This is a genomic window from Desulfothermobacter acidiphilus, from assembly GCF_052073645.1.
Lineage (GTDB): Bacteria > Bacillota > Desulfotomaculia > Desulfotomaculales > Ammonificaceae > Desulfothermobacter > Desulfothermobacter acidiphilus.
Map to the genome: position 1 here is coordinate 1951990 of NZ_CM125440.1, position 11881 is coordinate 1963870.

7 protein-coding genes are annotated in these 11881 nt (G+C 55.6%); 3 read left to right on the top strand and 4 right to left on the bottom strand.

What is annotated here, in order from left to right; translation table 11 throughout:
• Positions 1-14 precede the first annotated feature (14 nt).
• From ACTLLP_RS09910 to ACTLLP_RS09920, 3 genes are all read right to left on the bottom strand, one after another.
• Positions 15-1463 carry an ISLre2 family transposase gene (locus tag ACTLLP_RS09910; protein WP_441059446.1) on the bottom strand — a complete coding sequence of 483 codons (1449 nt, stop codon included), beginning with the start codon at positions 1461-1463 and terminating at the stop codon, positions 15-17.
• A gap of 155 nt (positions 1464-1618) precedes the next feature.
• On the bottom strand, positions 1619-5134 hold the full coding sequence (nifJ, locus tag ACTLLP_RS09915; RefSeq protein WP_441059448.1) for a pyruvate:ferredoxin (flavodoxin) oxidoreductase: 3516 nt from the start codon (positions 5132-5134) through the stop codon (positions 1619-1621).
• 291 nt (positions 5135-5425) lie between these two features.
• Positions 5426-6193 carry a YeiH family protein gene (locus ACTLLP_RS09920; RefSeq protein WP_441059450.1) on the bottom strand — a complete coding sequence of 256 codons (768 nt, stop codon included), beginning with the start codon at positions 6191-6193 and terminating at the stop codon, positions 5426-5428.
• A 126-nt stretch (positions 6194-6319) separates the two neighbouring features.
• On the opposite strand from ACTLLP_RS09920, the gene ACTLLP_RS09925 reads away from it, so the two are divergent.
• Complete coding sequence (locus tag ACTLLP_RS09925) at positions 6320-7723, top strand: ISLre2 family transposase (RefSeq protein WP_441058089.1); 1404 nt, start codon at positions 6320-6322, stop codon at positions 7721-7723.
• On the opposite strand, the gene ACTLLP_RS09930 is transcribed toward ACTLLP_RS09925, so the two are convergent.
• The gene (locus ACTLLP_RS09930; protein WP_441059452.1) at positions 7686-8348 is read right to left on the bottom strand and encodes a putative sulfate exporter family transporter; all 663 of its coding nucleotides are present in this window, start codon (positions 8346-8348) and stop codon (positions 7686-7688) included. The two genes, ACTLLP_RS09925 and ACTLLP_RS09930, sit on opposite strands and share 38 nt — an antisense overlap.
• 257 nt (positions 8349-8605) lie before the next feature.
• On the opposite strand from ACTLLP_RS09930, the gene atoS reads away from it, so the two are divergent.
• Both atoS and ACTLLP_RS09940 read left to right on the top strand, forming a co-directional pair.
• On the top strand, positions 8606-10432 hold the full coding sequence (atoS, locus tag ACTLLP_RS09935) for a two-component system sensor histidine kinase AtoS (protein WP_441059454.1): 1827 nt from the start codon (positions 8606-8608) through the stop codon (positions 10430-10432).
• A gap of 2 nt (positions 10433-10434) precedes the next feature.
• Positions 10435-11826: a sigma-54-dependent transcriptional regulator gene (locus tag ACTLLP_RS09940; protein ID WP_441059456.1), complete on the top strand. Its 1392-nt coding sequence runs from the start codon at positions 10435-10437 to the stop codon at positions 11824-11826.
• Positions 11827-11881 lie beyond the last annotated feature (55 nt).

Below are 11881 nucleotides of genomic sequence, written 5' to 3' on the forward strand. Positions count from 1 at the left end.
CGGTACCTGCGCCATTAAGGGATCAAACTACTGAGGCTAGGCCGGCTTAGTTCCCGCAACACATGCTTCACCCATGGAGCTCCGGCAGAGGGTCCTCTCAATGCCGGCAACCCAGCTTTATGCCAACTCCCCGCCTCCTCTATCTTCCGCTTTACCTCCAACCGCACCGCCTGAGCCAAATGTTCTTGCCTGGCCAGCAGTACCGGCCAACGAGAAGTGTGCCTCCCGAGCACCCCGTTGGCTCGAGCAGCCAAAACCCGCGCCATCCTGTCTGCTCCTGCCTCCGTCCAGCTGGCTCCCAACCGCTTCATCCGCCGCGCCACGTTGTGCTGTACCTGCCCCTCTATGGCCCCCAGATGCTCCGCAGCAGAAGAGGTAACTATCCCCGACCAGTTCTCCTTGAGATACTGCCAGAGCTTCTCTATTCTCCTCCTCTTAGCCCCGCGAACTCTCCTTGCTACTCCTCCTAAAATCTCTTCTACCTTCTCCCAGTCCCCCAGATAAATGGCCTGCCTGATCCCACTATAGGCCTCCTCATCGTGCCAAAAAGCCTCTATAAGCCGCCGGTTCAAATGGTAAGGGTCCAAAACGTGTACCGCCCCAGGGAAGTAATCTACCCCCTGCTTGGCCCACTCCGCCCCGTCGCTCCCAAGGTATATTTCCTTCACCTGGCCCATGTCCCACCGGCTCGCTACTCCAGAGTAAACTTCCTCCCACATCCTCTCCCCTTCGCCTACACCGCTCGTTACCAGCTTGTCCTTTAAAGCCTTCCGGCCACCCCCAATCGCTTCTTTGCCTGTGTAAGCTACGAAGAGTTTGACCTCTTTCCTTTTCTCTCCGCTCCTTTGAAGCCTTACCACCACCCCGTCGGCCTCTATGTAAAGCCTGGAGGTCTTCTCTTTACCTCCGGGTGTCTCTCCCTTCTCAAAAACGGCTTCTCTCCTGGACTCTCCCTCCTGCCTGAGTGCTTCTCCTACTTCCTGCACGGCCTGCCACACCGCCATGGCGCTTATCCCAGGGACAAAATAACCGAGAATTTCCGCTGCCCGCCTGAAGGGTACTTCGCTCCCAAGCTTCACCGCCATCTCCTTCAAACGCGGCGTGCATCTAGACCTCTCCTGCCAGCCCAGAACCTCGTCAAGAAGAAACCTGGCCTCTCCCGTCTTTTTGTTCCTGTAAAGCCGCCTTTTTACTTTGAATTCCCCAAAGCTGCTAACTACGGTTCTTTCCCGGAAGCCTATCACTTTCCAGGTGCGCTTGTCCCGGGCGTTCACGAGCCAGGTGTCTATTTCCTCGAGGGCCCAGGCGAAGATCTTCACGCAAGCTTCTTGAGAGAGCTTGTACACTTCTTCTTCGAGCTTGTAGAAGTCGCGGCATTCGGTAATTAGTTTGCTAACTTTCTCCCCCAGAAGAAGGATTATGTCCGCAAGAGGTTGAATGTCTGAAATAGGTTGACTGTGCATGAGACCTCGCTCCTCCTTTCAGTCCATGAAAATTGTCCGTGAGGGGCGAGGTCTCCTCCTTCATGAGTCTCCTCCGTCACCTACTGAAATTGTACGCTCTCGAAGGTGAAGGGGGGCTGATGCCCCCCTTCACCTTCGCTCAGAACCAGTGAGTGCTAACAAGTGGATAGTTTGCGGTAAAGTTCCCAGCGCTTCTTAGCTTGCTCTTCAGCGCGGGCAAAAAGTTCAGCTGCTTTTTCCGGGAACTGACGCTTAAGAGCAGCGAACCTCACCTGACCCATTAAGAACTCCTGGAAATCGCCCTTGGGTTCAGGAGAGTCCAGAAGTAGCGGGTTTTTGCCCTCTTTGGCCAGTTCGGGGTTGTAGCGGTAGAGAATCCAGGCCCCCACTTGAACAGCCTGTTTCCCGTAGAAGGGGCTCTTCCCCATATTAATGCCGTGGTTCATGCAAGGGGCGTAGGCGATAATCAAGGAGGGACCAGGATACCTCTCTGCTTCCAGCAGCGCCCGCAGGGCCTGGGCCGGATTGGCTCCCAGCGAGATGGAGGCCACGTAAACGGTGCCGTAAGTCATGGCCATCAAACCCAGGTCTTTTTTCTGGGTGGTTTTACCAGCAGCGGCGAAGGGGGCTACGGCTCCCAAAGGAGTGGACTTGGAGGCTTGGCCACCGGTATTGGAGTAAACTTCGGTGTCCAGTACCAGCAAGTTGACGTCCAAGCCGCTGGCGATCACGTGATCTAGTCCCCCGTAGCCGATGTCGTAGGCCCAACCGTCCCCACCAATGATCCAGATAGATTTCTTTACCAAATAGTCCTTGAGTTCGTCTAACCGCTGCAGCTTTTTGCTGTTTTCTCCTTGGGACCGACCGATCTCTTCCGGAAGGAGCTCTTTAATCCGCTCGCCCCACTGGCGGGAGAGCTCGGCATCATCTTTGCCCTCCAGCCAGGATTGGCAAGCGTTGCGGAAGCCTTCGCTCACGGAGGTTGAGAGAATTTGCTTGACCACATCGGCTAATTCTTCACGCCGGCTGGCCACGCCCAGGGCGATGCCGAAACCGAACTCGGCGTTATCTTCAAAGAGAGAGTTGGCCCAGGCCGGGCCGTGCCCGCGGCGGTTGGTGGTATAAGGGCAGGAGGGAGCGTACCCCCCCCAGATGGAAGAGCAGCCGGTGGCGTTGGCGATGATCATGCGGTCCCCGAAGAGCTGCGTTACCAATTTGACGTAAGGCGTTTCGCCGCAGCCGGCGCAAGCTCCGGAGAACTCCAGCAGTGGCTGGCGGAACTGGCTTCCCTTGATGGTGTTGATGGCGTACGGGGCTTCCCGTTCGGGCAATTGCTCGGCAAAGGCCAGGTTGCGGTTTTCCTCTTCCACCAAATCCTCGATGGGCACCATTTCCAAAGCCTTAGTTTTAGCTGGGCAAACCTCCACGCAATTGCCGCAACCGGTACAGTCCAGGGGATAAACTTGGATGCGGTACCGGAGATCGGCTGCTTCCTTGCCTATGGCGGCCAGGGTGGTGAAAGTGGAGGGAGCACCTTGAAGATCCTCCGGCTTCGCCAGAAAAGGCCGGATGGCGGCGTGGGGGCAGTAAAGCGAGCACATATTGCACTGAATGCAATGCTCGGGCAACCACTTGGGGATTTTAATGGCGATGCCCCGCTTCTCGTATTTCGAGGTGCCGGTGGGGAAGACCCCGTCGGGCGTGAAGAGGCTTACCGGGAGCTCATCGCCGCGCAAGGCCAGCATGGGTCGCATGATCTTGGTCACATACTCCGGCTCTTCCTGGCGGTGCGGGGGTTCTTCCTCCTGGGCCTCGGCCCAGCTTTCTGGGTAATGGATTTCTACCAATTCGGAAAGGGCCTTATCCACCGCCGCTATGTTCATGTTAACGATTTGCTCGCCTTTCTTGCCGTAGGTTTTCACAATGGCTTCCTTGATGTACTTGATAGCTTCGTCCACCGGGATCACATTGGCCAGCTTGAAAAAGGCCACCTGCATGATGGTGTTGATGCGGACTCCCAGCCCCACTTCTTGAGCGATCTTGAAGGCGTCCAAATTGAAGAAGCGCAGTTTTTTGCTCGCTATAGCTCGCTTCATCGCGGCCGGAAGCTGGTACTCCATCTCCTTCAGGCTCCACGGGGAGTTGAGGAGGAAAGTGCCGTTTTCTTTCACGTACTTCAGCATGTCGTAGCGGTTCACGAAGGAGGGGTGGTGACAGGCCAGGAAATCAGCCCTCTCAATCAGATAAGGGGCCTTTATAGGTCGCTGTCCGAAGCGCAGGTGCGAGATGGTTACTCCCCCGGCTTTCTTGGCGTCGTAAACGAAGTAACCCTGGGCGTAAAGATCGGTGTGGTCGCCGATGATCTTTATCGAGTTTTTATTCGCTCCTACGGTGCCGTCGGCGCCCAGACCGAAGAACATGGCCTGATGGGTTCCCGCTGGAGTGGTATCGAGTTTTTCTTTCAGGACGAGGGAGGTGGCGGTAACGTCATCGTTAATGCCCACGGTGAAATGGTTCTTGGGCTGGTCCTCGAGTAAATTGTCCAGCACCGCCTTGACCATAGAGGGAGTGAATTCCTTGGAGCTCAGTCCGTAACGACCTCCCACCACCAACGGAGCCAGACCTTTTTCGGCCAGCACCGTGCGCACATCCTCGTATAGCGGCTCGCCTATGGCGCCCGGCTCTTTGGTGCGATCCAGCACGGCGATTTTGCGGACCGTAGGCGGTAATACCCGCAAGAAATGCTCCTCGGAGAAGGGACGGTAGAGGCGAACCTTGATCAGACCCACCCTCTCGCCCTTGGCGGTCAAGTAATCCACTACTTCTTCCACCACTTCGCAAGAAGAGCCCATGGTTACTATGACCCGTTCGGCTTCGGGATCGCCGTAATAGTCGAAGAGCTGGTAAGGTCGGCCGGTTAATTCTCCTACCTGCTGCATCACCTGCTCCACGATTTTAGGGGTGGCCAGATAGTAGGGGTTGGCGGCCTCTCTTTGCTGGAAGAAAATGTCCGGTCCTTGAGCGGTTCCTCTCTGATGGGGATGCTCCGGATTCATGGCCCGGCGGCGAAAATCGGCCAGGGCTCCCCAGTCCATGAGCTGGGCCATCGCTTCGTAGTCAATGACGTCGATCTTCTGGATCTCGTGGGAAGTGCGGAAGCCGTCGAAGAAATGGAGAAACGGCACGCGGGATTTAAGGGCGGCCAAATGAGCTACCAGAGCCAGATCCATGACTTCCTGCACCGAGGCCGAAGCCAGTAACGCAAAGCCGGTTTGCCGCACGGCCATGACATCGGAGTGGTCGCCGAAAATCGATAGGGCGTGAGTGGCCACTGTTCGGGCGGCTACGTGGAACACTCCAGGAAGAAGTTCTCCGGCTATCTTGTACATATTGGGGATCATTAGTAGCAGCCCTTGCGAAGCGGTAAAGGTGGTGGTGAGCGCTCCTCCCACCAGCGAGCCGTGAACGGCGCCAGCGGCGCCCGCCTCCGACTGCATCTCTATGATCCGCAGGGGTTTGCCGAAGATATTTTTACGTCCTTTGGCAGCCCATTCGTCAGCCACTTCGGCCATCGGCGAAGAGGGGGTGATGGGATAAATGGCTGCCACCTCGGATAGGGCGTAAGCTACGTGTGCAGCCGCGGTGTTGCCATCCATAGGTTGCTTGGCCATGCTTGTACCTCCTTAAACGGCCTTAGAACTGCTTTCTGCTCCCACTTTAACACCCGAAGCTAAAAAGTGTCAACGCACGGTAGTAAGCTGCATTGGTCGATTGGACTATCCACACCTATTGCCGCTGGCTCTGGTTGCCGGCTTGGCTTGTGTCGCCTTAGGTGTTGTTACCCGGTCTCCGGAAAGGGTTCGGGCGAGGGTGCTCGCCAGGCTGGCGATAAAGAGGAGCTCCGGGGGCTCTTTACTAAGGCTTCCCGGAGCTCCTAAGCTTATGCGCTAACCAAGCGGCACCTACTTAATGGGCTGGGCAATAATGCCGCCGAAGAACAGGTGGCTCAGGATGAACCCCATGAGCACGTTCACCAGCACCACGGTGGAGAAAGCGATGACCGGCTTCACTCCCTCCACTTTGAGATCCTTGAAACGGGTATTGAGGCCGATGCAGAGAAAAGCCAGGGTAAAGAGCCAGGTGCGTAGCACATTGAGGTTGCCAATCACATGGGTGTTAACCGGTTTGCCGTAAGTGCTGACCCAGTAAGTGGATAGGAGTGAGGCTAGCAAGAAAGCCAGCACAAATTTAGGGAAACGCTCCCAGATGACTCCGGCACCAGGGCGCCCGTTACCTTCCTGCCCGCTACCCCAGCGGGTGACGGCCACGATGGCCAGGATGAAGGCCACTATAGCCACCATAACGTCCCGATTGAGCTTAACTAGAGTGAACACCTGCACCGCCTTTTCCGAGACCATGGCGGCGGCGGCCAACCCGGCAGCATCGGCCAATTCCGACCCGCCAATCCAGGCTCCGGCCACCACATCAGGAAGTCCCAGCACGCGCGAGAGGAAGGGCAGGAGGAAAATAAGCCCGAGGGCGTAAAGCACCACCATCGAGGCCACGTACCCCACCTTTTTCTGGTCGGCACCGATGGCGCAACCCACGGCTATGGCGGCGGAGACGCCGCACACCGACGATCCCGCTCCCAGCACGGCGGCGAATTCCCGTTCCAAGCCGAGTTTGCGGGAAATCAGAAAGGCAGTGGTAAAACCACCGGTGATAATCAAAGGTTAGTGTAAAGTTACTGTAGGAATTTTGCAGGAGCTAAGGAAGGGGAGAAAGAAGAGAGACCTCACCGTCCTTGCAACGGACGAGTAGTTGCTTAAACAACCACTCAGGAGGGTGAGGTCTCTATGCAGATTATAAAGCAGATTTGGGAGAAGTTCCAGAGGGTAGCGGAGCTAACGTTGAAGGTTCTGGAGGAAGGGACCAACTTTTTAAGCTTCGAGGAGAAGCTCTGGCAGGAGCTTAATAACCTGGGACAGGAGGTTTTGAGGGAAGTTTTAGAGGCGAAAGACGCCTATCTTCGGGAGCACCGGGAAAAGCGGCCCGGCTGGCGGGTAGAGCGGCGAAACGATCCCAAAGAAGTACTTACCCTTTTCGGTCTGGTCAACTATAAGCGAACCTATTACCGGCACAAAGAGACTGGGGAGCGGGTGCACCTGATAGATCGGTTGGTAGGTTACGGGCCGCACGCACGGGTTGATCCTCTGGTTAAAGCACAAGCCTTAGAAGAAGCGGTAGATCTTTCCTACCGGAAGAGTGGCGAGAGGGTAGGGAGAGGCAATCGGGAGGTTGTGCTAAGCGGCGAAGCGGTGAAGAAGGTGATTCACAACTTTACACTGGAAGAACTGCCCGAGCCGCCTGGGGAGAAGCGCCGGGGGAAGGTTCTTTATGTGGAGGCGGATGAAGACCACGTAGCAGGTCAGGACGGGAAGAAGTACTTACCCCGGCTGGTTTACATCCACGAGGGGAAAGAGAAGGTGGGGAAAGACAGATACAGACTCAAGCGGCCTTATTACTTGGGAGGGCTTTACTCAGATACGGATGAGCTGTGGTTCGAGGTGTTGAGCTACATCGAGGAGCAGTACGAATTATCTTCTGTGGAGCGGATTTACCTCTGCGGTGACGGAGACAGGTGGATAAAGAAAGGGCTGGAGTTTCTACCGAGGAGCGTCTTTGTCTTAGATCTTTTTCACCTGGACAAGTACCTGGTGGCTGCTTTGGGGCGTGATAGTGATGGTTATAGAGAGATTTGGGCGGCCTTATGGGAGGGTGATGAGGTAAAGGTACAGGCGATTTTGCGGCGGGCGGGCAAAGCTGCGGCGAGTCCTGCGCGGAAGGAAGCGGTACGGGATTGCCGACGTTACATCCGGCGGAACTGGGAGGGGATAATGGCCTACCGGCTTTATCCCGGGGCGGAGTTGGGGGTAAGTGCGGAGGCGCACGTAAGTCATCTCTTCTCGGCACGGTTATCATCCCGACCGATGGCCTGGAGTGCTCGTGGGGTAGACCGGATGGCCCGGTTGCGGGTGGCGAAGGCGAATGGTGTTTCCTTGCGGGAGCAATATGTAGCCCGACGGAAGGAGGGCTTAAAGGCTTTAGAGATCGATAAGGCAGCTGTCGAGGAAGAGAGGCAGAGGCTAAGGAAAATATCGGGTGAGGTGTTCGATAATCTTCCCGCTCTACGGGGTCCGGTAACGTCATTAACCAGAGCCCTCAAAGCTTTGAGCCGGAACATCGATCTTCTTTGGTAGTTCGTCCTGGTCCGGGGACAGTGGGGCTCGAGACTCCTACAGTAGGTTGACACGATCTAATCAAAGCCGCTTCTAGAAAACCCCACACGCCACCCTTTACAATAGTAGTGAAGGGTAAAGCGGCACCTAGGAGGACGATGCCCATTTTGATGTAGAACTCGGTGTGGTCACTGGCGGCGCGGAGCCAGCGGGGCAGGGTTACAAGATTGCCCACAATTAACCCCAAGACCAGCGACCAGAAGGGATACTCGAGGCCGTAAAGTTTTAAGGTCTGCTGGCTTCCTAGAATTAGCACTAGAAACGCTCCCAGAAAGAGCACCGTGAATCCTGCTATGTACTGGACTACGTCTTCTCCCATTGCTCTGGCGGCGATAGTAGTAAGGGCAGTAAGTAGGACGTATAACAAAAGGTAAGCTGGGAAATTGCTAACTAGGTGATTAAGTAGGTTTTTCTGGGGCCACTCCACCGGCATAGCGCTTTTAAGTACGTCCGGGTTGGCCAGATGGGTTATGAACGCTAGGAATACCATTAAGAGGAAGAAAATCCCCAAATACACGGACCACCAATCTTCGCTGGTGACGAATGGGCTTTTGGGAGTAGCAGGTTTGCAAACAATTTCTTCCATGTTTCTTGGCCTCCTTAGTTATGCTCAGTGCTGTGCATGTTTAGGAGTGATTTATTGGCAATTTATGTCACCCCCTAGTAATATCTGTCTTTGCTATAGCAGAATTCACGCTGATGATACCATATTAAATCTAACCAACGGTATGTCTTGATGGTTAACATATATTGTCTTTTGCTGGACATTAATATCTTCTTACTTTGTAGAAGGATTAGGCGATAACTTAGCGAATTTAGGAACAAGGGGAGATGAAGCTTTCCATGCGGGTTTGGAATCGCCGGTTAGGGTTTAGTAAGCAGCTTTTCCTTTTTACTTTTGTGCTTCTAGCTTTGCCCAGCTTACTTACCTTTTATATGCTTTACGTAATGCAGCGGGCGGAGCAAGGGATGCTCGAAGGGGATAAAGCAAAGCTGGAGCAAGGTATGGCTCTGTTGGATCGCCGTTTCCCTGGCACCTTCAACGACCTCTTGCGCGCCAATAACGTGCCTCCCGACGCTCGGACCCGGGACAAGGTGCGGGTGCTAAACGAAGCGTTGAAACCGGTGATCGATTCCGTGGCTGCGGAGTACCCGGGGGTGGAATTTGGTTTCTACTCTAAGGAGCTGGACGTCATTCTTAATGGGCACACTGAGACCTATGGAGAAAACTTTTCTATCCGACGCAAGGAGGACATAGAGCGCGCAGTCACTTCCAGCCGGCCCGTGACTACGGTGCTGGGCCTCGGAGGCACGGGGCTTATCGAAGCTTACCGTCCTTTGGTTCGCAACGGGGAAGTCATAGGAGCGGTGGTGGCTCAGGAGAACACTAAAGATGTGTATCAGCGGCTGGTGCGAGTGCGGCGCGAGGCTTACCTCACTATCATAGCCGGCATAATTATAGGTGTAGGGGGATTTTTCTTCCTTCTAAACCGCTTCCTGGAGATTGTCAGCCGGGTTAAAGAGGGGCTCTCGCATTTGGAAACCGATCTCACTTACCGCCTGCCTCCGGCTTTCGGCGAGTTAGGCGAAATAGCCACCGCCATCAACCATCTGGCTAATCGTCTGGCGGAGGTTAAAAGTTTCAACGAGTTGGTGTTGGATAATGTGGAGGCGGGGGTTGTAGCTCTGGATACGGGGGGCAAAGTGGTGCTTGTAAACCCGGTAGCGGCTCGGATTCTGGAACTAGATCCCAAGACGATTGTCGGTCGCCCCGTGACCGAGGTATTTCCTCCGGGACCGCTGCAGGACGTTTTGCAGCAGGCTTGGGAACAGGGAAAGACGGTGCGCGATCTTTCTCTACGCTATCCAGGAAGCAAAGGAGAGCGGGAGTTGATTGCTGGCACCAACTTTTTAACCGGACCCCAGGGCAAACCGGTGGGTGTGCTGCTTACTTTCCGCGACATCACCGAGCGGCGCCGTTTGGAAGAGCGGGTGCAACGCCAGGAGCGCTTGGCAGCGCTAGGTAAATTTGTAGCCGGCGTGGCGCATGAGATCCGCAACCCTTTGACCACCATAAGCGGCTATATCCAGATGTGGCAGCGCTACGGTAGACCCACGCCCCACTCCCTTCCCCTGGTGGCCCAGGAGGTGCAGCGGCTTAACAACATTGTGGATAAGCTCTTGTTTTTCGCTCGCCCGGCGGAAATGAAGCTTAAGCCTCAGGATCTCAACCAGCTGGTTAATCAGGTGCTCCAATTCATAGGTCAGGCCCAGGACAGTAAGGTGAAGGTGGACGTCTCGCTGGGTTCCGAGCTCCCGCCGGTTTGGCTGGACCCGGAGCAGATGCGTCAGGTGCTCATGAACATAATCTACAACTCCTACCAGGCTATGCCCGAAGGAGGGCAGCTCCAGGTGCGAACCGGGTTGGCCCCCGACGGCACCCACGTGGTGGTGCAGGTTAGTGATACCGGATGCGGGATTCCAGAGGAAAACCTGCCCCGCATTTTCGATCCCTTTTTCACTACTAAGGCGCGGGGAAGCGGTTTAGGCTTGGCCCTGGCCCACGAGATCGTAACTGCTCACGGTGGGCATATCGAAGTTGAGAGCCAAGTTGGAGTTGGCACCACCGTGCGGGTTTATTTGCCGGTGACGAGGCGGGAGGTGAAGTAAGGATGGCGCGAGTGCTAGTGGTGGACGATGAGGAAAGCGTTTGCCAGATGTTGCGCGACCTGCTGGAAGCCGAGGGCTACGAGGTAGTTACCGCTTTGGAGCCCACAAAGGCCCTCGCCTTGCTGGAGCAGTTGGAGGTCAATGCGGCGCTGGTTGATATAAGGATGCCGGAGATGGATGGCTTAACCTTCTTTAAGTTGCTAAAGGAGCGAGGGTACGCCTTCCCGGTGGTCATCATGACCGCTTATGGCTCCACCGATACGGCCATTGAGGCTATGAAATTGGGGGCTTTCGATTATGTCCTGAAGCCCTTCAACATCGAAGAACTTCTCCTGACCCTCAAACGCGCCGTCGAAGTGGAAGCCCTGGCTCAGGAAGCTCGGGCGTTAAAAAAAGAACTGGCGGGGGGAGCTCCGGCTGAAGAACTCCTCGGCCGCTCCCCGGCCATGATCGAGGTTTTTAAGGAGATCGGTAAATTTGCCGATACCGATTACACCGTGCTCATAATGGGCGAGACCGGAACGGGCAAGGAGCTGGTGGCAGGGGCATTGCACCGCAACAGCCGTCGCCGTCAAGGGCCTTTCGTGCGGATAAATTGCGCGGCCATACCGGAGAACCTTTTGGAAAGTGAACTTTTTGGCTACGAAAAAGGTGCCTTTACCGGCGCCACCTCGCGCAAGCTAGGCAAATTCGAATTGGCCGAAGGAGGCACTCTCTTTCTCGACGAGATCGGGGAGTTCCCCCTTACCATGCAACCTAAACTGCTCCGGGTTCTGCAAGAAAAAGAATTCGAGCGGGTGGGCGGTACAAAAACCGTCCGCGTGGACGTCCGGATTATCGCCGCTACCAATCAGGATCTGGAGAGGATGGTGAAGGAGGGGAGCTTCCGGGAGGATCTTTACTACCGGCTCAACGTGGTGACCATCCGGGTCCCCCCGTTGCGGGAGCGCAAGGAAGATATTTCCCTCTTGGCGGAGCACTTTTTGCGGCAGGCAGCATCCCGGCTGGGTAAACCGGTGCAGGGCTTTTCCTCCGAGGCCCTGGCCATTTTGCACAGCTACGACTGGCCGGGCAATGTACGCGAGTTGCGTAACGTCTGCGAGCGAGCGGTGGTGCTGGCCCAGGGGATGCTGGTGCTACCGGAGGACCTACCGCTTACTCTAAGAGAGCACCGCGAGCTCGGTTTGGAGGAAGGGGAGCTCGCTTTTAAGCTGCGCTCGGGGCAAACCTTGGCAGAGATCCTGCAAGATGTGGAGCGGACCGTCATATTGAAGGCGCTGCAAGAACACAATTTCAACCGCACCCGCACCGCTCAGGCCCTGGGGATTAGCAGGCGCACCCTTCACTTGAAGCTAAAGGAGTATGGGCTGGGAGAAGGAAAAGCGGGAGAATAAAAAATTGCCTGGTTGTCAAGAATAGCATGGTCCGATATAATTAATTAGTGAAAAA